The 22,835-nt window shown below is 36.2% G+C and carries 28 protein-coding genes; 20 read left to right on the plus strand and 8 right to left on the minus strand.

The annotated features are described in order from the left end of the window. The first annotated feature begins 617 nt into the window (after positions 1–617). From HMPREF3177_RS00575 to HMPREF3177_RS00585, 3 genes are read left to right on the plus strand one after another with little or no spacing between them, the layout of a single operon-like run. The gene (locus tag HMPREF3177_RS00575) at positions 618–917 is read left to right on the plus strand and encodes a DUF4298 domain-containing protein (RefSeq protein ID WP_070456296.1); all 300 of its coding nucleotides are present in this window, start codon (positions 618–620) and stop codon (positions 915–917) included. 36 nt (positions 918–953) lie between these two features. Next, positions 954–1,466 (plus strand): hypothetical protein, encoded by a 513-nt coding sequence (locus HMPREF3177_RS00580; protein ID WP_070456298.1) that lies wholly within the window; start codon positions 954–956, stop codon positions 1,464–1,466. A gap of 4 nt (positions 1,467–1,470) precedes the next feature. Beyond that, positions 1,471–1,704 carry a hypothetical protein gene (locus HMPREF3177_RS00585; RefSeq protein WP_068128722.1) on the plus strand — a complete coding sequence of 78 codons (234 nt, stop codon included), beginning with the start codon at positions 1,471–1,473 and terminating at the stop codon, positions 1,702–1,704. 23 nt (positions 1,705–1,727) lie between these two features. Here the strand turns inward: HMPREF3177_RS00585 and HMPREF3177_RS00590 are convergent, their stop codons facing one another. Further along, on the minus strand, positions 1,728–2,726 hold the full coding sequence (locus HMPREF3177_RS00590) for an NAD(P)/FAD-dependent oxidoreductase (RefSeq protein ID WP_070456300.1): 999 nt from the start codon (positions 2,724–2,726) through the stop codon (positions 1,728–1,730). Between the two features lie 91 nt (positions 2,727–2,817). Here HMPREF3177_RS00590 and dinB point away from each other — a divergent pair, with 91 nt between their 5' ends. After that, positions 2,818–3,891, plus strand: coding sequence for a DNA polymerase IV (dinB, locus tag HMPREF3177_RS00595; RefSeq protein ID WP_070456326.1), 1,074 nt, complete (start codon positions 2,818–2,820; stop codon positions 3,889–3,891). A 49-nt stretch (positions 3,892–3,940) separates the two neighbouring features. Next, positions 3,941–4,693: a type I methionyl aminopeptidase gene (gene map / locus HMPREF3177_RS00600; protein WP_070456302.1), complete on the plus strand. Its 753-nt coding sequence runs from the start codon at positions 3,941–3,943 to the stop codon at positions 4,691–4,693. 41 nt (positions 4,694–4,734) lie between these two features. Here the strand turns inward: map and HMPREF3177_RS00605 are convergent, their stop codons facing one another. From HMPREF3177_RS00605 to HMPREF3177_RS00615, 3 genes are read right to left on the minus strand one after another with little or no spacing between them, the layout of a single operon-like run. Then, positions 4,735–5,292 (minus strand): beta-class carbonic anhydrase, encoded by a 558-nt coding sequence (locus HMPREF3177_RS00605; protein ID WP_070456303.1) that lies wholly within the window; start codon positions 5,290–5,292, stop codon positions 4,735–4,737. Further along, positions 5,289–6,494: a YihY/virulence factor BrkB family protein gene (locus HMPREF3177_RS00610; RefSeq protein WP_246827326.1), complete on the minus strand. Its 1,206-nt coding sequence runs from the start codon at positions 6,492–6,494 to the stop codon at positions 5,289–5,291. Before HMPREF3177_RS00610 ends, HMPREF3177_RS00605 begins: the two co-directional genes overlap by 4 nt. Before the next feature lie 48 nt (positions 6,495–6,542). Then, complete coding sequence (locus HMPREF3177_RS00615; protein ID WP_068128714.1) at positions 6,543–6,863, minus strand: hypothetical protein; 321 nt, start codon at positions 6,861–6,863, stop codon at positions 6,543–6,545. Between the two features lie 147 nt (positions 6,864–7,010). Between HMPREF3177_RS00615 and HMPREF3177_RS00620 the strand changes: the two genes are divergently transcribed. The 8 genes from HMPREF3177_RS00620 (at position 7,011) to HMPREF3177_RS00650 (ending at position 12,595) form a co-directional block, all read left to right on the plus strand. Next, positions 7,011–7,208 carry a DUF1128 family protein gene (locus tag HMPREF3177_RS00620; RefSeq protein WP_040928250.1) on the plus strand — a complete coding sequence of 66 codons (198 nt, stop codon included), beginning with the start codon at positions 7,011–7,013 and terminating at the stop codon, positions 7,206–7,208. Positions 7,209–7,221: 13 nt separating this feature from the next. Beyond that, positions 7,222–8,448, plus strand: a complete 1,227-nt coding sequence (locus HMPREF3177_RS00625) for an aminopeptidase (protein ID WP_070456305.1) — start codon at positions 7,222–7,224, stop codon at positions 8,446–8,448. Positions 8,449–8,548: 100 nt separating this feature from the next. Then, positions 8,549–8,701 (plus strand): hypothetical protein, encoded by a 153-nt coding sequence (locus tag HMPREF3177_RS08465; protein ID WP_168161292.1) that lies wholly within the window; start codon positions 8,549–8,551, stop codon positions 8,699–8,701. A gap of 64 nt (positions 8,702–8,765) precedes the next feature. Further along, positions 8,766–9,269: an acyl-CoA thioesterase gene (locus tag HMPREF3177_RS00630; protein WP_068128709.1), complete on the plus strand. Its 504-nt coding sequence runs from the start codon at positions 8,766–8,768 to the stop codon at positions 9,267–9,269. Positions 9,270–9,278: 9 nt separating this feature from the next. Beyond that, positions 9,279–10,052: a regulatory protein RecX gene (locus HMPREF3177_RS00635; RefSeq protein WP_070456308.1), complete on the plus strand. Its 774-nt coding sequence runs from the start codon at positions 9,279–9,281 to the stop codon at positions 10,050–10,052. Next, positions 10,042–10,356: a YfhH family protein gene (locus HMPREF3177_RS00640; protein WP_040928246.1), complete on the plus strand. Its 315-nt coding sequence runs from the start codon at positions 10,042–10,044 to the stop codon at positions 10,354–10,356. The genes HMPREF3177_RS00635 and HMPREF3177_RS00640 overlap by 11 nt, the downstream gene beginning before the upstream one ends. Continuing rightward, complete coding sequence (locus HMPREF3177_RS00645; protein WP_070456310.1) at positions 10,356–11,849, plus strand: P-loop NTPase family protein; 1,494 nt, start codon at positions 10,356–10,358, stop codon at positions 11,847–11,849. The genes HMPREF3177_RS00640 and HMPREF3177_RS00645 overlap by 1 nt, the downstream gene beginning before the upstream one ends. 8 nt (positions 11,850–11,857) lie before the next feature. Beyond that, positions 11,858–12,595 (plus strand): hypothetical protein, encoded by a 738-nt coding sequence (locus HMPREF3177_RS00650; RefSeq protein WP_070456313.1) that lies wholly within the window; start codon positions 11,858–11,860, stop codon positions 12,593–12,595. 33 nt (positions 12,596–12,628) lie between these two features. Here HMPREF3177_RS00650 and HMPREF3177_RS00655 read toward each other — a convergent pair whose 3' ends face one another. After that, positions 12,629–13,600 carry a metal-dependent hydrolase gene (locus tag HMPREF3177_RS00655; RefSeq protein WP_068128701.1) on the minus strand — a complete coding sequence of 324 codons (972 nt, stop codon included), beginning with the start codon at positions 13,598–13,600 and terminating at the stop codon, positions 12,629–12,631. 40 nt (positions 13,601–13,640) lie between these two features. Here HMPREF3177_RS00655 and mutY point away from each other — a divergent pair, with 40 nt between their 5' ends. Genes mutY through HMPREF3177_RS00675 form a run of 4 tightly spaced genes read left to right on the plus strand, consistent with a single transcriptional unit; the run spans position 13,641 to position 17,635 of the window. Then, entirely contained in the window at positions 13,641–14,660 is a 1,020-nt protein-coding gene (mutY, locus tag HMPREF3177_RS00660) for an A/G-specific adenine glycosylase (protein WP_068128699.1), read from the plus strand. 54 nt (positions 14,661–14,714) lie between these two features. Further along, entirely contained in the window at positions 14,715–15,257 is a 543-nt protein-coding gene (locus HMPREF3177_RS00665) for a nucleoside tri-diphosphate phosphatase (protein ID WP_070456314.1), read from the plus strand. A 30-nt stretch (positions 15,258–15,287) separates the two neighbouring features. After that, a complete protein-coding gene (locus tag HMPREF3177_RS00670) occupies positions 15,288–17,030 on the plus strand; it encodes an ABC transporter ATP-binding protein (RefSeq protein WP_070456315.1) in 1,743 nt (580 codons plus the stop codon). Further along, positions 17,027–17,635: a DNA-3-methyladenine glycosylase gene (locus HMPREF3177_RS00675; RefSeq protein WP_070456316.1), complete on the plus strand. Its 609-nt coding sequence runs from the start codon at positions 17,027–17,029 to the stop codon at positions 17,633–17,635. The genes HMPREF3177_RS00670 and HMPREF3177_RS00675 overlap by 4 nt, the downstream gene beginning before the upstream one ends. Before the next feature lie 32 nt (positions 17,636–17,667). Here HMPREF3177_RS00675 and HMPREF3177_RS00680 read toward each other — a convergent pair whose 3' ends face one another. Further along, on the minus strand, positions 17,668–18,774 hold the full coding sequence (locus HMPREF3177_RS00680; RefSeq protein WP_068128692.1) for an FUSC family protein: 1,107 nt from the start codon (positions 18,772–18,774) through the stop codon (positions 17,668–17,670). An 11-nt stretch (positions 18,775–18,785) separates the two neighbouring features. After that, complete coding sequence (locus HMPREF3177_RS00685; RefSeq protein ID WP_070456317.1) at positions 18,786–20,078, minus strand: glutamate-1-semialdehyde 2,1-aminomutase; 1,293 nt, start codon at positions 20,076–20,078, stop codon at positions 18,786–18,788. 140 nt (positions 20,079–20,218) lie between these two features. On the opposite strand from HMPREF3177_RS00685, the gene bcp reads away from it, so the two are divergent. The 3 genes from bcp to perR all read left to right on the plus strand — a co-directional run bounded on the left by bcp (position 20,219) and on the right by perR (position 22,127). Beyond that, on the plus strand, positions 20,219–20,665 hold the full coding sequence (bcp, locus tag HMPREF3177_RS00690; RefSeq protein WP_070456318.1) for a thioredoxin-dependent thiol peroxidase: 447 nt from the start codon (positions 20,219–20,221) through the stop codon (positions 20,663–20,665). Between the two features lies 1 nt (position 20,666). After that, positions 20,667–21,608 (plus strand): NAD(P)-dependent oxidoreductase, encoded by a 942-nt coding sequence (locus HMPREF3177_RS00695; protein ID WP_070456320.1) that lies wholly within the window; start codon positions 20,667–20,669, stop codon positions 21,606–21,608. A gap of 72 nt (positions 21,609–21,680) precedes the next feature. After that, a complete protein-coding gene (perR, locus tag HMPREF3177_RS00700) occupies positions 21,681–22,127 on the plus strand; it encodes a peroxide-responsive transcriptional repressor PerR (RefSeq protein WP_070456322.1) in 447 nt (148 codons plus the stop codon). Positions 22,128–22,139: 12 nt separating this feature from the next. On the opposite strand, the gene HMPREF3177_RS00705 is transcribed toward perR, so the two are convergent. Next, positions 22,140–22,523, minus strand: coding sequence for a DUF2614 family zinc ribbon-containing protein (locus HMPREF3177_RS00705; RefSeq protein WP_040928234.1), 384 nt, complete (start codon positions 22,521–22,523; stop codon positions 22,140–22,142). Positions 22,524–22,835 lie beyond the last annotated feature (312 nt).

Raw genomic sequence — 22,835 nt, forward strand, 5'->3', positions numbered from 1 at the left:
AGCGGATCGGTTTTTCATCTTGTTAAATTAACGAAGGTGCCTTTAACGGAAACGCCCTTTGTGTAAACGAAATAAAATTAATTTTACACAACTCTCGAATACGTCAAAGGGTACCTAGTTAATTGCACACAAAAGCTCTAATTGTCAACGAGCGCGCAACGCTTTTAACACAAATCGGATTTGCGTAAAATTAAACCGAAAACGGTCCTGCTGCCACTAATTTTTAAGATGAAAAGCTGTTAAACAGCGGATCGGTTTTTCATCTTGTTAAATTAACGAGGATAGCTTTAACAGAAACGCCTTTTGTGTAAACGAAATAAAATTAATTTTACACAACTCTCGAATACGTCAAAGGGTACCTAGTTAATTGCACACAAAAACTCTAATTGTCAACGAACGCGCAACGCTTTTAAAATAAATCGGATTTGCGTAAAATTAATCCGAAAACGGTCCTGCTGCCACTAATTTTTAAGATGAAAAGCTGTTAAACAGCGGATCGGTTTTTCATCTTGTAAAATTAAACGAACCAAAACCTAAACTCAACCAAAAATCATAGAACAATTCACCGACTCTTAGTGGTATAATTAAATTAATTCTATTGTATAGGGTGTGTTGGCATGAAAAAAGATGTTATTCGTTATGAAGAGATTTTAAACCGTAGTGCAGATCTTAAGGATGAAATGCAAAGTCTCCTTGAAAAGTTCGAAGAGAACTTAGATGAATATAATGCACTGAAAAATTATTATGGTAGCCAGGAATATTTAAATGACCTCGAGGTGTCGAATACGACTGACGAATACGATGATATTAACCAAGGTGTACTGTCTGAAGATGCAGTGTTTAACCTAATTGGTGAGATGTATCATTTAAATGTTGATATGCTAGAAATTGCTGCGAAATATTTAAGAACTCATTAATATAACCGAATTGAAATAAATTGAGGAGGGACGTTCATGAAGCATTATTATTTTGAAGTGGAGAGACGACACCGTGAAAGTCATGTCTATATTACGAACGAAGCGAGTCAGAAGATTGGTGAAATCATCTTGAATCCGCGTGAAAAGTTCGATAAGGAACATAGCTTTTTGTTTCGTTATAGAGACGGTGAACGTTACTTTTTAGGATTACGTCAGCGCCGCTTTAAAGATATGAACGTCGCTCGTTATGAATTATTTACGGATGATGAGAAGTTTAAATTTAAAGAAAGAAAAATACATAATATAATGAATTTTCGAGTCGATGGGGTGATTGACGATTCGAACTATTCATTTACAGAACGCGTGGCGAATACGCTAGAGATGGTAAAAGAAGGTGTGACGATTGGTCGTATTACTGAAGATGAAATCGTCGTAAACGATCACACACTACGCGTTGAAGAAAGTGTATTATTTTTAATGTATTTCATGTTTAAATTATATAAACGTGAACCTGTAAGCTTTAAAAAGTACCTTTATAATATGGGGTGACATCATGTCTTTATTAGTGTTAAGTTTTATAATCCCGTTAGTTGGTGTCTTTTTACCGATTTTTATGGAAAATGATTTCGGATGGACACTGACGATTTTATTTTCAGTGCTCGGCGTACTGTTTAGTGCGACAAGCGTCAAAGAAAGAAAAGATAAATGGGCGATTATTGCCTTATTATTAAACGTCGTAGCTGTTGTTTACGCAGCATATGTGACGACTCAATTTTTTATGAGCTGATAAAGTATCAGCTCATTTTTTATTTATAAATAACTATACTTATTAATATCGAGTTCAGCATCGTTAAAAATAATAGTGTCAGCAATTACTTTTCCTAAAAATGGAGCAGCTGTTAATCCGCTTGATCCGAGACCATTCGCGACGAATGTTCTTTCATCGACAAATCCAATGAACGGTAGGAAGTCTCTCGTATATGGACGGAGACCAACTTTCATAAACTGTTCCACAATTTCTATATTAGGATAAAACTCCTGAAATACGTTCAATAAATACTCCTCATTTTCTTTTGTCGGAGTGACGTCAAAGCTTTCCGTATCAATATGTGTCGTACCGATAGCAAAGTGGTTTTTACTTAAGTTAACGATGTAGTGACTTCTATGCATGACGACCGGTAGATGTTCAAAGTGACCAGAAGTTTTCACGTGTAAAATCTCAGCTTTTTGGTGGCTGACTTTTGGTTCAAAAGGTTGTTCAGCGCCGTATGCACCGGTTGCGTAAATTTTAAAATCATCATCGTTTGGAATGTATGATTCATTTTTAATCGTGCCACCGGATTTTAAATACGCATCTTTTAATGCGTTTAAAAGTGCATCGCCTTTTACTTGCATCGCACCTTCAACGAATATGTTATAGTACTTGTTGTTTAAATATTCTACAGGCGCATCTTCTGACACAGAAATCATTTCTTCGTATACGTCATTATTTTTTTGAATACGTTTCAGCGCTTTACTATATTTCTTTTCGTCGTCGAATAAGATGTACGCACCGTTACGTTCAAATGATGGATTAATTGGTGAAGTTTTAGCGAGTGTTTCAATAAACTTTGGATAATACTTCGCACTTTTAGTGACCATATCGAGCCATAACTTGTTGCGTCTTTGACTGACCCATGGACAGATGATACCAGCTGAAGCTTTAGTCGCTTGTCCTTCATCTTGTCGGTCGTACACAATTGTATCTGTATGTTGTTGTAAGTGGTAGGCGATTGACATGCCCATAATACCGCCGCCGATAATAGTCATAATGATTCCTCCTAATCATATTATAACGATAAACGTTTAGATTTAAATTTAGAACAAATGTTCGATTTTTGGTATACTATTGTTGGTGAGGATAATGGAGCGACGGATTATTCATATAGATATGGACGCTTTTTATGCACAAGTTGAACAAAACGATAATCCTAAATTAAGAGGGAAACCGGTCATCGTTGGTGGGCGGTCTTTTAGCCGTGGCGTCGTTTCGACCGCGAGTTACGAAGCGCGTAAATACGGTGTGCATAGTGCAATGGCAATGAGTCGTGCGCATCAGTTATGCCCGGACGGAATCTTTTTACGTGCGCGATTTAACAGATATCGTGAAGTGTCGAGTCAAATTATGGATATCTTTTTATCGTACACAGAGATTGTTGAGCCATTAAGTTTAGACGAAGCATACCTCGATATTACGCATTTAGTGAGTAAAACTAGACCTGCGAAATCAATTGCGTTACAAATTCAACACGATATTTTTGAGAAAACGGGACTCACGTCTAGTAGTGGGATTTCATACAATAAATACCTCGCAAAACTCGCTTCAGGTATGAATAAACCAAGCGGTACAACGGTAATCGATTACGACAACGTCGACGAAATTTTAATGCACCTGGATATCGGTGATTTCCCAGGAGTCGGTAAAGTAACGAAAGAAAAGATGCACCGACTTAAAATATTTAACGGGCAAGATTTATACGACAAAGACGAAAATTTTTTAATCTTTCATTTTGGCAAAAGAGGAAGAAGTCTTTATGAAAAGGCACGAGGGATTGGAACGAATCAACTCGATTACGACCGTGAACGTAAATCTGTAGGTAAAGAAACGACATTTAGTTACGATAGAAATGACGATGAAGAAATGGTACGTGTTTTAAAAGATTTGTCAGAACAAGTATCCGTAAGACTTGAAGATAAAAAACTATGTGGACGCGTCGTCACAGTAAAAATTCGTCACGACAATTTTACAGTGCATACAAAACAAACAGGGACGAGTAATCCAATATTTCGTACAGAAGACATATATGAAGTCGCGCATCATTTGTATTACGAGTTAAAAGATCCGACGATACCGATTCGTTTAATCGGTGTCACTGTTTCGGACCTAGAAAAACGATCGTATCGGAACATGACAATATACGACTTTTTAAAATAAAATATGATTTGTTATACTATATAAATATAGAAAAAAGCGAGGGTTTAAAGTGATAGTTGAAACAGATAAAGAACTAGAAGGATTAAAAGAAATCGGTCAAATTTGTGGACGCGTATTAAAAGAGACAATCGAGTACACAAAAGTAGGGATGACGACAAAAGAAGTCGACGACTATGCAGGTGCTTTACTCGAAAAGTACGGTGCAAAAAGTGCACCGATTACTGAATATGACTTCCCGGGATATACGTGCATTAGTATTAACGAAGAAGTAGCACATGGTATTCCAGGAAAACGAGTCATTAAAGATGGAGATCTTGTGAATATTGACGTCTCTGCAATGAAGGACGGTTTTTATGCAGATACAGGTTTATCATTTGTCGCTGGAGAAGTGGATGATGAACAAAAGCAAAGAGTTATCGACGTTGCTGAACTGGCATTTGACGAAGCGATGAAAAAAGTAAGACCAGGAGCGAAGCTATCTCAAATTGGGCGTGCAGTGCATAATACAGCACGTAAACATAATATGACAGTCATTAAAAACTTAACAGGGCACGGAGTTGGATATAGTTTACACGATGAACCACAGCACGTTTTAAATTATTATGATGCATCGGATAAGACGATTCTTAAAGAAGGTATGGTGCTTGCGGTTGAACCGTTTATTTCAACGAAAGCAACTCTCGTTTATGACGGAAAAGACGACTGGGCATTTGAAACAAAAGACGGTAGTTATGTCGCTCAAAAAGAGCATACAATTATGGTCACTAAAGATGGCCCAGTATTACTCACTGAAGTAGAGTAACAAAAAGACGATCAAACTTTATGTTTGATCGTCTTTTTCTTTTAGTAATCGTTATGAATAACTTCTACAGCACCTGTACCAGGGTCCATGACAAGACCGTGAACAGGAACATTTTTATCCATTAAAGGATGTTGTTTAACGATTTTGATGTTTTCTTCTACACTTTCTTCAACGCTATCAAAGCCCTGTAACCAGTCGACGACGTCAATTCCTGAATGCATTAAAGTATTAATGACTTCTTCACTTATACCGCGGTCGTGCATTTCTTTTAAAATTGGTTCTGGCTTTAACGCACCAAATCCGCAGTCATTATGACCCATAATGATAACCTCTTCAACACCGAGCATATATACAGCGACGAGTATACTTCTCATCGTACTGCCGTATGGGTGTGTAATCATAGCGCCAGCGTTTTTGACTTGTTTAATATCGCCATTTTTAAGACCGAGTGCTTTATAAGTTAGTTCCGTTAGCCTAGAATCCATACATGAAACGATTAGCACTTTTTTATCTGGCGTTTTTGACGTTTGATAGTTTAAATAATCTTTGTTTTCTACAAATTTTTCATTGTTTTCTAATAACGTATCGAGTAATCTCATGCTTTTTCTACCTTTTCTCTACTTCCGTCTTCATTGACGTTTAAGTATTCTTTATGTTTAATTGCGTTAATTTGAGCACCTAAAATTAAAATGATACTCGTAATATATAGCCATAAAATTAAAATGATAACCCCTGCGATACTTCCGTATGTTGCAGAGTAGTTACTAAAGTTAGAAACATAGAAACTAAATCCGAGTGATGCGACGATGAAAAGAACTGTTGCAGTAATCGTGCCTGGTAATACAGATTTAATTTTCACTTTAATATTCGGTGCAAAAATATAAACGATTAAAAATGAAACGAAAACGAGTAATACAGGAAGTAAATTACTCACTAAGTTCCATACAAATTTTAACTGTTCTGCATCAACAAAACCAAAAACGAAACTACCGATTTGGTTACCGAGAATCATTAACACGAACGTACCGACAATACCGAGAGCAAGTATCAGTGTAAATACTACAGATAAAATACGAGAGACAATTCCGTTACGATTGTCTTCAACATCATAAGCGACGTTAAATGCACTCATTAACTGGTTCATACCGTTCGAGGCAGACCATAGCGTTAAGAGTAAACCGATAGACAGTAATCCGCCAGAACTACTCGATAGCACGTCGTCTAAAATTCCAGTCAGCATTCCAGAAATCTCTGATGGTGCGTATTCATTGATCAGATCTGTAAATTGAGACTGATCGACATTAAATAACGGTATGATACTCAGTAAAAAGATTAACGCAGGGAAGATTGAAAGTAATAAATAGTACGCAAGCTGAGCTGCCATACCTGTCGTATTGTCTTTACTAAACTGGAATAACAACTTACCTAAAAATCCAGCGTCGTCTTTTACTTGAACGGGTTTATTCACTTTTGAGACGTATACAGATGATCCAGGTTTAGGAACGACTGATTGGAACGTCTGATACCCGACGAAATACTCGTGCTTTTTGTTATCTTCTTTTTGTTTTTCATTTAACTCTTTCATGAGTTTTTTCTCTTTTTTCTTTTCGTCAGCTTCGTCTTCTTTTTTTTGTTCTTTATATTCAGCCTCGGCCTTTTCTTGCTCTGTTAACGCATCTTCTTTAGCCTGTGCTGTTTCGCCTTTGTTGCCTTGAGCTTTATGTTCTTTGTTGTAATCATCACCGTGCTTTAACTCATTTAAAAAATCGGTGTTACGTTCACGGTTCGTTTCTTTACTCATACATATACCTCCTATAAAAAAGAGCGCCATTCGACGCTCTATATTGTATTATTGCAGATGCTTTTGATCTTTATTTTTATCGAAAATTGCTTTTGCGTTTTTAAGTGATTCTTCAAGCTCTGGGTTGTTACGGCGAATTTCTTCGAACGTATCTTTCCAGAATAGAACCTCTTCTTTAATTTGCTCAAATTTTGATGGTTCACTTGAATTTGACGCAAATTGATTTTTTAATTCGTCTGGATGTTTTGCATAGTCAATTGCTTTTTTAGAACCTTGAATGACAGATTCTCGTGTGTTTTTATCTATTAGACTAACGAGCCCTCCGACTGCTGCACCTAATAAAACGGCAGGTAATAGTTTGTTTTTCATAATCCATCGTCTCCTTTAAATCTCTCAATACTTAGATATAACCATTTTAGCGAACATTTAAACGAAAGAAAATATAAATCGACAGTAAACGCTATTATTTGGTAAACTTAACTTTATGATAGTACGATTCGGGAGGCCTTATACGAAATGGATAAAGTACAAATGTTAAAAGAAATCGAAGAAGCTTTGAATGTCGTCAGTAAAGGAATTTTAAGTGACGAAGAATTCCCTGACGATAAAATTGATGAATTAAGAGATTACCATCGCTACATCAAAAATCAAAAACAAATTTCACCAAAAGAACAAACGATGATCATCGACGAAATTGGTAAACTTAAAAAGTAAAGGGGTACTACATATGACAAACAACAAGTTAACAAAATACGCAGAGTTACTCGTAGATGTAGGTGTAAATATTAACGAAGGTAAACGTCTATTTATTTCAGCGACGACAGATGCGTTACCACTCGTTCGTGAAGTGACGCGTGTTGCGTACGAACGCGGAGCAGCTGAAGTCGTTACGAAACTTTCTGACGATACGTTATCACGCCTTCACGCTGAAAATCGTTCAGCTGAAGAACTCGCAACAGTTCACCCGTGGATTGTAGAAGAGCGTATGCATTATAGCGACGAGCATGCTGGATTCTTAAGCATTATCTCAAGTTCGCCAGAACTACTAAAAGGGATCGACCCGATGAAACTTAGAGAAATGCAAATCGCAAATGGTAAAGCATTAAAAGATTTCTCTGCACGTGTACAATCAGATTTCCACTCATGGTGTGTCGCAGGGTATCCGTCTGTAGAATGGGCAAAACTCGTTTACCCAGATGAAACAGAAGAAGTCGCATTTGAAAAGCTATTAGATCTTATTCTTTATACAGTTCGTGCTGATCAAGAAGATGCTGTTAAAGCGTGGGAAGAACACGACAAAACGCTACACGAAAAAGTAGATATTTTAAACGATGCGAACTTAAAATCGATTCGTTTTGTGTCTGAAGGTACAGATTTAACGATCGGTTTACCGGAAGGATATCTTTTTGCAGGGGCTTCAAGCGTTGACGCGACAGGTCGCAAATTTATGGCAAATATGCCAACTGAAGAAGTATTCACTGCTCCAGATAGAAATAACGTAAACGGATATGTAAGTAATACGTTACCGTTATCGCACGGTGGAAACATCGTCGATAACTTTAAATTAACGTTTAAAGACGGAAAAGTAGTCGACTTTGAAGCAGAAGTTGGTTACGAAATTTTAGAAAACATTTTAGAAACAGATGAAGGTGCACGTTACTTAGGTGAAGTGGCACTCGTACCGTATGATTCTCCAATCAGTAACACGAATACGTTATTCTACAACACGTTATTTGATGAAAACGCGTCATGTCATATTGCGCTCGGAAGTGCGTATGCATTTAACGTGAAAGACGGAAAAGAAAAATCACGTGAAGAATTAAGCGAAATCGGTATTAACGATTCAATTACGCACGTTGACTTTATGATCGGCGCTAGTGACACAGATATTATCGGTTTAACAAAAGATGGAGAAGAAATTCAAATCTTCAAAGATGGAGACTGGAGTATTTAAAAAGTCTATCCCACACTATTTAAAGTATGGTATTATAGTAGTAGTATAGGAAAGTAATGATTCGGAGGTAAAAGCTATGTTCTCATTCGGATTTTTTGGAATGACGTTAAGTATTTTAATTGCTGTTTCGATTACTCTCGTCGCTGTATTAGGTTTCGGCGGTGTAGTTTTCTATTTCTTAGCACAAGCGTTCAACAGTGAAGACGCACTTGTTGTTGATACGAGAGAAGAAGCATTAAACCGTAAAATTTAACACATAATTTTAGAGGAGACGATGATCTCCTCTTTTTTTACTTAAAACAAATCGAGGTGACAACATGATTAAGAAAATGTCAGAATCATATTCAGTAAAATCAGCAATTGTTTTCCCGCAACATACGAACAATTACAATACGATGTTTGGTGGCGTGTTACTCTCTCAAATTGATGATATCGCAGCAATCACTGCAAGACGCCATTCAGGAACGCAAGTGTTGACTGCATCGATTGACTCGATGGACTTTTTAAAACCGATAGAGCTCGGTGATATCGTCGTGTTAGAAGGTGTTGTGACACATACAGGTACTTCATCGATGGAAATTATGGTAAAAGTATCTCGTGAAAGTCACGGGAGTAATGAAAAGAAACTCGCAGGGTTTTGTTTTATGACATTTGTCGGTGTCGATGAAAACGGTAAGCCGGTACCTGTTCCTAAAATTGAATGCGACTCAAACACGCTACAATTTTTAGTCGATAGTGCAGACGTGAGAGTAAAACGACGTAAAGAACGATTAACACATACAAAAGAGCTCGCAACATATATTGAACAAGAACTTTTTTAGGAGGACGTTATGAAAGTAGAAAGAGTCGTGCAGTTAAAAAATAACTTTTACGACGTATACTTTAGCGATCAGTCTAAATTAAAAATACACGAAGAATCACTCGTAAAATACGAGCTATTGCCTGGCCGAATAATTTCTAAAGATATGCTAGACGATATAAAAACATCAATTGAATTCGACCGAGCATATATTAAAGCAATTCAATATATATCGTATAAAATTCGTTCCACTCAAGAAGTAATCGACTATTTAAAAGACGAGTATGCGGTGGATATTATTAATCAAACGATTATTCGTCTAAAAGAAGAACGATATATTGACGATGCACATTATGCGACGAGTTTAAGTAATACGATTTTTAATACGACAGATAAAGGACCAAAACACCTTGAACGTAAGTTGTTCGAAAAAAACATCGATGAAAATATAATCGTCGAAGAAGTTGAACGATTTAACGACAAAGTCGACGAAGGGCGTATTGAACGAATCACTCAAAAAGAGTTAAAAAAATATAAAGGTTCGTCAAATCATTTCGAAATGAAGTTACGTCAAAAACTGATGCGTGATGGTTATACGAACGCACATTTTGATTTTATTCCGTCAGATATTCAGTTTGACGACACTGATTATTTTGAGAAAGAATTTGAAAAATATTATAATAGATTGAAACGTAAATATGAAGGATTTCAACTAAGACAAAAACTAACGGCGTCACTGATGCGCCGTGGGTTTAGTTACGATCAAATTAACGAGAAGTTAGAGGGAATTGAAGATGAATTTTAGTACGATGACGAGAGTTGAATTAGAGCGATACATTCAAGAGACGCGTGAAAAAATGCGTAAAGCTGAAATGATGGGAGTCGAAAATGAATACCGCGTATTAGAGCGTCAAGCACTAATTGCGGAGTGTTATATGATCGACTTATCACTCATTCAACCAGGGAAAATATATAAAGTGATTGCAAACGAAGATCACTACTTTAAAGTCGAATATTTAAAAGGTGTGTTTGCGTGGGGCTTTTACATCGGTGGAGACGAACCAGAAACAGCAATACCTGTAAGCTTACTTCAGCTGGATAAAAAGTAATGCAAGATATTATTCTTCATAAAGCGACAGGAATCGTCTACCATCATAAAGAGCGCACGAAAGATACGCGTTTCTTTTTAAAGCCGACGTATCTCATATTACGAGACATTAATACGACATTATACCGAGGAGAAGTTCTCGGTATACTCGGTGATTATTCAACTTTAAAGTATTTAAAAAATGTGTTTTCTGGACATTTAAAACCTGAAGAAGGTCGCGTGAAATACGACGTCTCATTTTTAAGTTTAGACGTTGAAGATCATCTTTTAAACGATAAACCTCTACATACGTTTATAGCTGAAATATTAGAAGAGTATATGACAGAGCGAAAAGTGAAAGAGTCGCTCGAATCGTTAAAACGTCATCCACTCTTTTTTGACTACTGGGAAAACTCAGTGAGTCAATTATCGCGTCAAGATATCGCAGTCATTTTGATGGAACTATCGTCAGAGATAAAAGCCGATATTACGTTATATAATAACTTTTATCGTTATTTAAACGACGATGGTTTTAAACGATTAAAATTCATCATTAATACGTTAGAATCTCGCGAGCTCGGTGTGTTTTTACTCGAGTCGAATTTCGTACCGATTGAAAAACTTGCCAACCACTTCGTATGGCTCAGTTATGGCCAAATGCGTTTTGAAGGCACCGTTCAAAATGGTCGTAAAGTGTATAACGATTATATGAAACTACGTTCTCAAATTCGTAGTACGGATGAAGAAGCGCTTTTTGATTTAGATTGGAAAGAGCGTATGTATGAACCGATGAACTTTAAGCACGGTTTAAAACGACGAAACCGAAAAGGTGAATCGGTCATCGATACGTTAAACATACAAAGACTTATTATCGCGTTTGTCGTTTTCTTTACGATGGTACTCTCATACTTTTTAGTCGTTATGGATTTTGAATTCACAAAAGAAGAGCATCCATTTGTAGAAGTTGCTGAAGAAGAAGAGGAAGAGACACAAGTCGAAAGGCTGCGTTATGCGTTTATAATTAGTGATGACGTCACTGTCAATGATACGTCTATACCTAAATACGCCTTAATCGCTATCGATGAATCTAATAAAAAGAATGTGACGACAACGATAGATAATGAAACAGTAAAAATACCGATAGACAACGTCGTATTATTTAACCCGTCGAGTATGTATGAGACGCTTGATTACGACACGATGCTTCAGTATATGAATGATCAATTTTTAGACAATCATCTTTTTTATGCAAACTACTTAAACGTAGACGTTAGTCATATTGAGTCAGACTTTAGATTATCACGAATTGATTCATATGAAGCAGAAGTTGAAGGTGTCGATATAACATTTTTATTAGACCGTGATACTTCAATTGGTTTAATGACGAGTGGAAAAGAAAGTGACAAAATAAAAAGTGAGTTTAACATTACAGAAGATTATAAAATTTTTAGAACAGATGGTGGATTTGTATTATATGATGCACCAAATAACAAATGGATTTATTTAAGTAGATAGGTGAAACTATGAATCATACATTTCAATATTTATGGAAGAAGACATTTACGTTCCGTGGGCGTCACGTCTTAGCGAGCTTAATTCCGACGTTCATTTATATCTTCTTTATGATTATATTAATTGCAGGACTCACATTTTTATCAGCGGACCAAATGACACGACTCACTTATTTTGTAATCGGTATAACAGCAGTCGTTTGGTTATACAACTCAGCGATGTTGAACTATTATGAAATATTTAGAAAAGACTCGATTATACGGATGAATTACATTCCGTTATATTTAAGAGTATTACCGACAATTGTATTCCAAACAGCGCTTTATATATTGTTTACAATTCTTTATAGTGCGATACTTTCACTAAGAACGGCTGATTTTATGTTGAAATTATTCTCGCTTGGATATTACGTCATACTCGGTATGATTTTAATCGTTCCGTTTACGATATTTTATATTCAACTTCGTCAGCATATAAAATGGAAGCATACAGATAAAGCACTACTCGTTATTTTATTAATTACGACACCTGTATTTTACATCGGAGATAATTTACCGACGATTTTACAAAATATATTAACGTTGAACCCATTTTACTACATCATTTACGGGATTGAATTATCTGCAGTAAATGTTTCGTGGTCGACGAATAGGATTCCGACAGATCTATTATTTTTATCTGAGATGACATTAATATATATGGCGTTATATGCAGTGTACACAAAGACAAATATATATATGAAAAAATAATTCCCATTGAATTGATATTCAATGGGAATATTTTTAAGTGACTTTACTTTGGAGTTTTTCTTCAGAAAATACCCAACCTGTAAAGCTCGATTTAATGTCGTTTGTGTCTTGATTTATAATGATAATACATACGAACGGGTAGTGTCCATTTTGTAAATATCTTAAATCGATGTACCTTACTTCGATATGTGACCGATCGACTTGTGTGACTTCATATCGGTAAATACTTGAAAAGTAGGTAAACGCATTAAAGTCTTTGTTTGACTTTACGATTTCGTATAACTCTTCTTCAAGTGGACCGACTTTGTCGAACTCATCATATATAACGACTTGTGTTTTAAACGCTCGACCGACGACAAACTTGTCTTTTGTGACGAGCGCGATACGCCACTCGAAAAATTTAATCGTCGGCATAACAAATAGTCTTAGAATTTCAGAATTTGGTAACAGTCGACTGACTTTTTTCATCAGCATGCGTTTATACATTGCACGCATGACATAATAAATAGCGAGTAGACTATAAATGATGAAAAATAGTATGACTGGGTTAAATCCAAATGCCCATAAAACTAAATATAGTGAAAGTAATATTAATATTGGAATATCGATCGTGTTGATAATACCGAGTTGAATCCAACGGTTATCAAAAAATCGCAACGCTTGCGTACCGTACATATTAAATATGTCAACAAACACATGTAAGAACACAGCAAACAACGACCATAAATACATATGGAAAAAATCTAGGCCGAATATTACGTTTGATACAGTCGCGAGTAGAAGCGGCCAAATGACAAACGTAAATGGTAAACTATGTGTTAACCCGCGGTGGTTTTTAATGTACGTCGCATTATCTTTTGCTTTTAATACCGTATCGATATCCGGGATTAAACTTGCGGCAACCATCGTTGAAGCGAACCCAACAGTGACAGCGTCAACGTGTGGGTCGATTGTTGCGAGTCCAACGAGCGTACCACCCATTAATCCGTGTGTTACAGTATCCATATATAAAACCTCATTTAATATATTAGAATAGGTGAAAAATTTGAACTATAAATTGTTTAACGAATCACTTTTAGATTGGTATTATGAAGTGCGCCGTGATTTACCGTGGAGAGAAACTTCAGATCCATATAAAATCTGGCTATCTGAAGTGATGCTCCAACAAACTCAAGTGAAAACCGTCATCCCTTATTATAATAAGTTTATCAAAAAATACCCAACACTTGATTCGATTGCGAACGAAAATAGTGAATCGCTACTGAAAGAGTGGGAAGGGCTAGGTTATTATAATCGTATTCGTAATTTCCATGAAGCGGTCAAAGAAGTCCAATCAAGTTATCAATCCGAAGTTCCAAATCAACCTGAAACGTTCTTCACATTAAAAGGTGTCGGACCGTATATCGGCGGTGCGGTTCAGTCGATCGCATTTAATCATAAAATTGCCGCAGTGGACGGGAATGTCCTTCGTGTTATGACAAGACTCACTGAAGACTCTAGAGACATTTCAAAACAAAAGACGATTTCCTCAATTAAAGCACATATAGAAACGTTTATGCCAGACGATGCGGGTAATTTTAACCAAGCAATGATGGAACTCGGTGCAACTGTTTGTACACCACGCGCACCAAAATGTATTACGTGTCCAGTTCAAGCACACTGTGAATCATTTAAAAACAATACTGTTAATCTATACCCGTTTAAGAAGAAAGCTAAAGCTAAAAAAGAGTTGTATTTTAATGTCTATCTTATCCTAAATGATCAGAATGAAATTTATCTCTATAAAGAAACGAAAGACTTACTCCAAGGCATGTACAAATTTCCAAAATTTGACGTCGACACGAATGTAGAAACGATAGAGGATAAATTACACATTGAATTATCTCAACCTCAATTTTTAGGAGAAGAAAAGCATATATTTACTCACAAAGTATGGTATATGAATATATACGTCGTTCATACGACGTCTACAAATGACCATTTTGTACCACTAAATGAGGTACGAGAACTTCCAATGAGTGTTGCGATGCAAAAAGTATATAAATATATCGATGAAACGATTTAGTAAAGTTCGTATGTTGAATGTGATATACTAACAAAGTAAAAAGAGGTGTGGCGAATGATTAAAGAAACCATACCGAAAACGGGTGAAACCGTCAGAATACAAAGTTATAAACACGACGGTAACATTCATAGAGTGTGGAAAGAAACGACAATTTTAAAAGCGACAGATAATATTATCATCGGTGGTAATAATCATACACTCGTCACTGAAAGTGATAATAGAAAATGGGTGACGAGAGAACCTGCGTTAGTATATTTTCATAAAGAAGCATGGTTTAACGTCATTGCGATGTTTAGAGAAGACGGCGTATATTATTATTGCAATTTAGCTTCTCCATACGTTTATGATGGTGAAGCAATTAAATACATCGACTACGATTTAGATATTAAATTATTTCCAGATGGGAAATACTTTTTACTCGATGAAGATGAATACATCCAGCATAAAAAAGAGATGAGATATAGTAAAGACATCGATGATATACTGCATTATCAAGTTGACACACTCCAAGAATGGATCGAAGAAAAAAGAGGCCCGTTTGCGGAAGATTTTGTACACATATGGTATAAACGTTATCAAGAATTAAACCAATCGTAAGATTGGTTTTATTAGTGTAGGGGGGATTTCTTGGTTAAACGGTATTTAAAATTTGTTAAACCGTATACGTGGCACGTGATTTTAACGATTATTATCGGGATTATTAAATTCGGTATTCCATTACTCATTCCGTTACTCATCGCGTACACAATCGACGACGTGATTCTCGTCGACAATTTAACAAATGATGAAAAACTCGATAAAATGTGGCGCGTACTTATGCTGTTTGGTGTCATATTCGTCTTAATTCGTCCGCCGGTTGAGTATTTAAGACAATATTTAGCACAGTGGACGAGTAACAAGATTTTATATGACATTCGTCATTATTTATATGCGCATTTACAGCGTTTAAGTTCGAAATATTACGCGAACAATAAAGTCGGCGAAGTAATTTCACGCGTCATTAACGACGTAGAACAAACGAAAAACTTTATCGTCACTGGACTTATGAATTTATGGTTAGACTTAGTCACGATTTTAATCGCGTTAGGTATTATGTTTACGATGAATGTTCAACTGACGCTCGTATCGATGATTATATTTCCGTTTTATATTTTCGGCGTATGGTATTTCTTTTCTAGACTACGCCATTATACGCGTGAACGTTCACAAGCAGTGGCAGAATTACAAGGGTTTTTACATGAAAGAATTTCAGGTATTAACGTGATCCGTAGTTTTGCGATTGAGAATTACGAACAACAACGATTCGATAAAGTAAACGATAACTTTTTAAATAAAGCGACAACGCATGCAAAATGGACAGCGTATAGCTTTATGACGGTCAATTCGATTACAGATATCGGGCCGTTACTCGTTATCGGCTTTGGTGCATATCAAGTTATAGAAGGAAGCTTAACGGTCGGGGTACTTGCAGCGTTTATCGCGTATTTAGACCGATTATATGGACCGCTTCGTCGACTCGTTTCTTCATCTACAACGTTAACACAAAGTATCGCATCGATGGACCGTGTGTTCGAGTTGATCGATGAAGAATACGACATCGTCAATAAAGAAAATGCGTATGAATTAAAAAATGTAAAAGGTGAAATCGAATTTAACGACGTATCATTTAAATATAGTGAAGATACACCACTCGTTTTAAATGATGTTAATGCAAATATTGGTGTCGGAAAAACTGTCGCGTTTGTTGGAATGAGTGGTGGGGGTAAATCTTCACTCGTATCACTTATACCTAGATTCTATGAAGTCTCAGACGGACAAGTTCTAATTGACGGACACGATATTAGAGACGTTACGTTACATTCATTAAGAGATAATATCGGTATGGTCATGCAAGATAATATTCTCTTTTCTGATTCGATTAAAAACAATATTTTACTCGCAAAACCAGATGCGACTGACGAAGAAGTGTACCGTGCAGCAGAGCGCGCGAATGCTTCAGCGTTCATTGAGAATTTACCAAATGGTTACGATACAGAAGTCGGTGAGCGTGGTGTGAAGTTATCTGGTGGTCAAAAGCAAAGAATTGCAATTGCTAGAGTCTTCTTAAAAAATCCACCGATTCTTATACTCGATGAAGCAACGAGTGCTTTAGATTTAGAAAGTGAAGCGATTATTCAAGATACGCTAAAAGAACTAGCGCACGACAGAACGACGATTGTCGTTGCACACCGACTCTCTACAATTACACATGCTGACACGATTTACGTCATCGAAAATGGTGAAATTGTAGAAAGTGGAACGCATGAAGAATTACTTGCTAAAAATGGTGCGTATTTTAGACTTTATAGCATTCAGGATGTTGAAGTATGAGCTATTTAGATCTTGAGTTTTTATCAGAAGATACGTTAAAAGCAGCAAAAGAGTTACTCGGTAAAAAAATTGTAACGTATACAAATGGAGTAACAACGAGCGGGTATATTACTGAGGTCGAGGCGTATTTAGGAACGAAAGACCGTGCAGCACATACGTTTACTGGAGTAAAAAATAAAAAGAACAGTACGATGTTTGAACCGTACGGTCATATATACGTCTATACGATGCATGGACATCACTGCATGAATTTTGTCACAACAAAAGACTTACCTGAAGGGATTTTAATTCGAGGAATAGAACCTGCTGAAGGTATTGAAGAGATGATTTTAAGGCGCGGTCGAGAAGTGAATCTTACAGATGGACCGGGTAAATTAACTGAGGCACTTGGTGTTAAAAGAGACACGCATAACGGTAAGATATTAAATACAGGGTACGTCGATATTTACGACGGTAAAATCCCTAAGGAGATCGTTGCGACACCACGTATCGGAATCGATAATAAAAAAGAAGCGGTCGATTATTTATACCGCTTCATCGTAAAAGGCAATAAACATGTTAGTCGTTTTAAAGGAAAACAAGATGACAATAACGGCTGGCAGTAAAAAACGTTCGATGAATTTCATCGAACGTTTTTTTAATCTAAAGTTTCTTCAGTAATTGATAAATCTTCGTCATTTGCGTGATATTTAAAATAGCTATTAGTAATACGGTCCGCATTTTCTATAGACGTATGGTACTCGTTAATTGCGGTAATACTGTTTAAAATGTTTTCGTATCGTAATCGAACGTCTTCACTAATGAGTTTATGATAATCATCTAAAAAGTGTTCGATTAGCGTGTTTTCATAATGGTATAGATTATCTTGGTAATACTCTGACGTTTCTGGTGGGATTTTCTCAGAAATTTTGAGTAAGACTTGTTCATGATACGCAATCAGTAAGTCCATTTCATAGCGAATTCGGTTAATAAAGTCTTCAGTTAAATATTTATAGTCATTTTCAAGTTTGTTTAAACTTTCTAACACATACCACGCGTTACGCGTCATCTGAACGACTTGTCTAAATAATATTTTACTACGTAAGTCACCAAGTTTCGTTTTTCTGAGGTATGGTTTTTCTTCTTCGTACCAGGCGTATAATGTTTCTAATTTAGTGACGCGTTTATCGAGTGATTTCACATCTTTACGAATAGTGATTGCGTCACTCGCACCGTTTAACTCTAATCGAATGAGTTTAAATATGTCGTTACTGATGACGACAGAGTGATTATATAGCCGGTCTTCATATTTAGGAGGAATTATAAATAAGTTAATGACTAACGCACATAATACCCCAATCATAACGAGTGAAAATCGAATAATTGCTGTTTGTAAAAAGTCTCCAGTCGTCATGTCAGCACCGAGTGGTTCATCCATAATTGCGATTACTGTAACGACAGCAAGACTCGACACACTTTGTAAATTGAAAAACATGAGTATTGAAAGAACGAGTATAATCGTTAAACCGATGACGATTAAGTTACTTTCAAATAAAAGAACCATGACGATCGCTGAAATTGCACCGATAATGTTTCCTCTAAACTGGTTCCACGTTTGAGAAATACTGCGGTGCACGTTTGGTTGTAGTGCGTTCACTGCAGCGATACCAGCGATTAACCCTGGTGTTAAACCGAGCAATTGCACAACGAGTAATGTTAAAACGACCGCGATTCCCGTTTTTAATATTCGGGCGCCAAACTTCATAGCACCATCTCCTAAAAGTCTTCTTTAAAGACCGCTTCAATAATGTTAAGCGTATCTTCGATATCTTGATCCGTATGTTCAGTTGTAATAAACCAAGCTTCATATTTGGAAGGTGCGATGTTAATACCACGGCGAATTAGCCCGTTAAAGAACGTGCTAAATGCTTCACCGTCAGTATCTTCTGCACCGATATAATCCGTCACTGTTTTATCTGTAAAGTAAATTGAAAAAGCCCCAACTTTACGGTTTACAACTGCTTTAATATTATATTGTTCGATTAATGATTGAATACCTTCAACTAATCGTTTACCTTTACGATCTAATTCTTCATAAACACCGTCTTGTTCTAATACTTCTAAACATGCGATTCCGGCAGCCATCGATAACGGGTTACCCGCCATCGTACCTGCTTGATATGCAGGGCCAAGTGGAGCGACTGATTCCATAATATCTTTACGTCCACCGTATGCACCAATCGGAGTACCACCACCAATAATTTTACCGAGCGCTGTTAAGTCTGGTTTTACACCGAGTAAATCTTGTGCGCCTCCGTACATAAATCTAAACGCTGTAATGACTTCGTCATAGATGACGAGTGCACCGTGTTGATGCGTAATTTCATTGACTGCTTCTAAGAATCCTTCTTTTGGCTCGACGATACCGAAGTTACCGACAATTGGTTCAACTAACACGCCAGCAATTTCATATCCAAAACGTTCAAACGCTTGTTTTAAACCTTCAATATCGTTAAATGGAACGGTAATCATATCTTTCGCAACAGCTTCCGGTACACCTGCAGAGTCTGGTGTACCGAGTTGAGCTGGTCCACTTCCTGCTGCGACTAATACTAAATCGGAATGACCGTGGTAGCAACCTTCAAATTTAACGATTTTGTTACGTTTCGTATACGCTCGTGCGACACGAATCGTCGTCATGACGGCTTCAGTACCCGAGTTTACAAAACGAATGCGTTCTAAGTTTGGCATTGCACTTTGAATTTTTTCAGCAAAGAATACTTCTTCTTTTGTCGTCGTACCATATAGAATCCCTTTTTGGCTTTGTTCGACGATCGCTTTATGAATATGAGGGTGTGCGTGTCCTGTAATAATTGGTCCGTAAGCTGCTAAATAATCGATGTACTTGTTACCATCGATATCATAAAAGTACGCACCTTCCGCGCGGTCCATTACAACCGGTGCACCGCCACCGACTGCTTTATATGATCTAGATGGTGAGTTTACTCCACCTAATATAATATTTTCTGCACGATTTCTAAATTGTTCTGAATTTTTATGACTATACATATATGTGTCATCCTTTAATATGAGATTATTATTTATATAGTAACATATTTACACGCACTCTTTAATTAAGAAGATAGACGTTTAAAATCTTCATATATAAGGTATAGAAAAAGAAACACTTGAATTTAGGAGCGATAGAGATGGAACAGTTTCCACAATTTAAATTAGAAAATCAAAATGGAGATATTATTACAAACGACGATTTAAAAGGGTTAACAGTCATTTACTTTTATCCAAAAGATAATACACCTGGATGTACGACTCAGGCGTGTGATTTACGCGATAATATAGAAGCGTTTAACGACTTAGATGTTACGGTATATGGTGTCAGTGGAGATACTAAAGAGTCTCACCAAAAATTTATCGAGAAAAAAGACTTAAACTTCGATTTATTAGTCGATGAAAATAATGAGCTTGCGAGTGCAGCGGGAGTTATCGGAGACAAAACAGTTTTCGGTAAAAAGGTTCGAGGTATTGTCCGTACGACATTTATCGTGAATGAAAATAATGAAATCGTAAAACGTTTTGACAAAGTGAGTCCTAAAAAACACGTCGAACAACTACTAGAATTCTTAAAAGAGGGATAATATGGTAAAAATTTTATCAAATGCAGAACTAGATGAAAGTAAATTAAAACAACTAGAAGAAAAAGGCGTTGAATTTAAATACGTTTCTAATAAAGAAGACTTAACTGAAGACTTACTTAAAGACGTTGACGTTTTTAATACGTACGGCGGGAATTTAAAAGAAGATATGGTTGAACTCTTACAATCAGTTAAATGGATAAACGTCATGAGTGCTGGTGTCGATAATATTCCAGAATCGTTATATAAAAATAAAATCATTACAAATGTGAGTGGTATTCATAAAATACCGATGGCGGAATATACGATTGGATTACTATTAGCCCATTATAAGAAGTTATATGAGGCGTATGATAATCAAAAGAACAAAAAGTGGGATTATAAATTAACAGGCGGAGAACTCTACGGTAAAACAGCGATTATACTTGGAACAGGTGAAATTGGTAAAGAGCTCGCGCGACTGTTAAAAGCGTTCCATGTAAAAGTAATCGGATTTAATACGAGTGGTAGAGAGGTCGAGTATTTCGACGAAACTGAAAGCATTGATAATGTAAAGAATAGACTGAGTGAAGCGGATTTTGTTGTCAGCATTTTACCGAGTACGAAAAAGACGAGAGGATCTGTAGATATAGATTTCTTTAAACATATGAACGATGAAGCGGTATTCGTAAATATTGGGCGCGGTGATCTTATCGAAGACGAGACATTAAAACACGTGTTAGATAAAAAACTCATATCACATTTAATACTCGACGTATTCAATGACGAACCTTTAGACAAAGATGCGTTCATTTATGAATATGATAACGTCACAATTACACCTCACGGAAGCGCACGGACAAACCGATATACTGAACGTGCACTCGATATGTTTTTAGATAACCTAGAGAATTATTTAAACGATGAAGAACTATTTAATGTCGTTTCCTATGAGAAAGGATACTAACATATTTGACATTGTGAATGGGTTATTTGTAAACTGTAATTATATAGATGTAACGAAAGTAGGTTAAACCCTATGACAATTATCGATTGCGATACAATGTTTAATGAGTCGATTGAAAAGTTAAAAGAGACAGGAGTTAGAATTACTCCACAACGTAAAGCAGTGCTAGAGTATTTAATTGAAACAGAAACTCACCCGACTGCAGATGAAATTTTTAAAGCATTGTCACATAACCATAAAAATATGAGTGTTGCGACAGTTTACAATAACTTAAAACTATTTAAGGAAGTCGGTTTAGTAACAGAGTTAACATATGGTGATGCATCAAGCCGATTTGATTTTAGAACGACACCACATTATCACGTCATATGTAAAGACTGTGGTAAGATTATGGACTTTCAATATCCAGCACTTGAAGAAGTGGAAGAACTCGCAAGTCTTTTAACAGGTATGGAAGTCGACGGGCATAGACTAGAACTATATGGTCGATGCCGAACATGTAACAAAAAAGAAGATTAGAAGGTTTAACTTCTAATCTTCTTTTTTTAATTGTGATTTAAGTTTTTCGCGTCGATGTTTTACATTGTAGTCGATGTTAAATTCTTCGCCCTCTAAATCTTTATCTAAAGTTAGTGGTTCTTTACAATGTTGACAATAATCGACTGTGCCTAAAATTTTTGTATGTTTACCGCAGTTTGGACATTGTACTCTCACTGCACGTGCACTAATCATGCCGACGTAAAAGTAAATAACAAAACTTAAAAGAATCGGTATTACACCGAGTATTAAAAAGATCAGCATTAACCACGGCGTCGATCTAAAGAACATTCCCGCATACATAATAATCATACCGATAAAAATTAATGCGAGTGCCCATCCACGTATACGTAATATCTTATTACCTGGAAGTCTCATATTTTCACCTCAAAACTTATTATATACAAAAATCATTTTATATTGTATTATAGAGAAAGTCTTTCTTGAGACGAATTAATTTTTAAAAAAACTTATAAAAACTCTTGACTATATTTTCCAAGGTGTTATTATAGAGTAGTCGCTTCAGTAACGGCGACAAAAATCAAGTAACATATCATCAAATCAAAAAGTTTTAAAAATAATTTTTAAAAACTGTTGACAAGATAAAAACTACTTGATATAGTTAAGAAGTGTTCGCTTCACAGCGACGCAAAAACAATGAACATTGAAAACTGAATGACAATATGTCAA

This window comes from Nosocomiicoccus sp. HMSC09A07 (genome assembly GCF_001808485.1).
In the GTDB taxonomy this organism is placed as follows: domain Bacteria; phylum Bacillota; class Bacilli; order Staphylococcales; family Salinicoccaceae; genus Nosocomiicoccus; species Nosocomiicoccus ampullae_A.

Coding starts and splice junctions, on each gene's coding strand:
- HMPREF3177_RS00575 (WP_070456296.1), top strand. CDS start 618: ATGAAAAAAGATGTTATTCGTTATGAAGAGATTTTAAACCGTAGTGCA.
- HMPREF3177_RS00580 (WP_070456298.1), top strand. CDS start 954: ATGAAGCATTATTATTTTGAAGTGGAGAGACGACACCGTGAAAGTCAT.
- HMPREF3177_RS00585 (WP_068128722.1), top strand. CDS start 1,471: ATGTCTTTATTAGTGTTAAGTTTTATAATCCCGTTAGTTGGTGTCTTT.
- HMPREF3177_RS00590 (WP_070456300.1), bottom strand. CDS start 2,726: ATGACTATTATCGGCGGCGGTATTATGGGCATGTCAATCGCCTACCAC.
- HMPREF3177_RS00605 (WP_070456303.1), bottom strand. CDS start 5,292: ATGAGATTACTCGATACGTTATTAGAAAACAATGAAAAATTTGTAGAA.
- HMPREF3177_RS00610 (WP_246827326.1), bottom strand. CDS start 6,494: ATGAGTAAAGAAACGAACCGTGAACGTAACACCGATTTTTTAAATGAG.
- HMPREF3177_RS00615 (WP_068128714.1), bottom strand. CDS start 6,863: ATGAAAAACAAACTATTACCTGCCGTTTTATTAGGTGCAGCAGTCGGA.
- HMPREF3177_RS00620 (WP_040928250.1), top strand. CDS start 7,011: ATGGATAAAGTACAAATGTTAAAAGAAATCGAAGAAGCTTTGAATGTC.
- HMPREF3177_RS00625 (WP_070456305.1), top strand. CDS start 7,222: ATGACAAACAACAAGTTAACAAAATACGCAGAGTTACTCGTAGATGTA.
- HMPREF3177_RS08465 (WP_168161292.1), top strand. CDS start 8,549: ATGACGTTAAGTATTTTAATTGCTGTTTCGATTACTCTCGTCGCTGTA.
- HMPREF3177_RS00630 (WP_068128709.1), top strand. CDS start 8,766: ATGATTAAGAAAATGTCAGAATCATATTCAGTAAAATCAGCAATTGTT.
- HMPREF3177_RS00635 (WP_070456308.1), top strand. CDS start 9,279: ATGAAAGTAGAAAGAGTCGTGCAGTTAAAAAATAACTTTTACGACGTA.
- HMPREF3177_RS00640 (WP_040928246.1), top strand. CDS start 10,042: ATGAATTTTAGTACGATGACGAGAGTTGAATTAGAGCGATACATTCAA.
- HMPREF3177_RS00645 (WP_070456310.1), top strand. CDS start 10,356: ATGCAAGATATTATTCTTCATAAAGCGACAGGAATCGTCTACCATCAT.
- HMPREF3177_RS00650 (WP_070456313.1), top strand. CDS start 11,858: ATGAATCATACATTTCAATATTTATGGAAGAAGACATTTACGTTCCGT.
- HMPREF3177_RS00655 (WP_068128701.1), bottom strand. CDS start 13,600: ATGGATACTGTAACACACGGATTAATGGGTGGTACGCTCGTTGGACTC.
- HMPREF3177_RS00665 (WP_070456314.1), top strand. CDS start 14,715: ATGATTAAAGAAACCATACCGAAAACGGGTGAAACCGTCAGAATACAA.
- HMPREF3177_RS00675 (WP_070456316.1), top strand. CDS start 17,027: ATGAGCTATTTAGATCTTGAGTTTTTATCAGAAGATACGTTAAAAGCA.
- HMPREF3177_RS00680 (WP_068128692.1), bottom strand. CDS start 18,774: ATGAAGTTTGGCGCCCGAATATTAAAAACGGGAATCGCGGTCGTTTTA.
- HMPREF3177_RS00685 (WP_070456317.1), bottom strand. CDS start 20,078: ATGTATAGTCATAAAAATTCAGAACAATTTAGAAATCGTGCAGAAAAT.
- bcp (WP_070456318.1), top strand. CDS start 20,219: ATGGAACAGTTTCCACAATTTAAATTAGAAAATCAAAATGGAGATATT.
- HMPREF3177_RS00695 (WP_070456320.1), top strand. CDS start 20,667: ATGGTAAAAATTTTATCAAATGCAGAACTAGATGAAAGTAAATTAAAA.
- perR (WP_070456322.1), top strand. CDS start 21,681: ATGACAATTATCGATTGCGATACAATGTTTAATGAGTCGATTGAAAAG.
- HMPREF3177_RS00705 (WP_040928234.1), bottom strand. CDS start 22,523: ATGAGACTTCCAGGTAATAAGATATTACGTATACGTGGATGGGCACTC.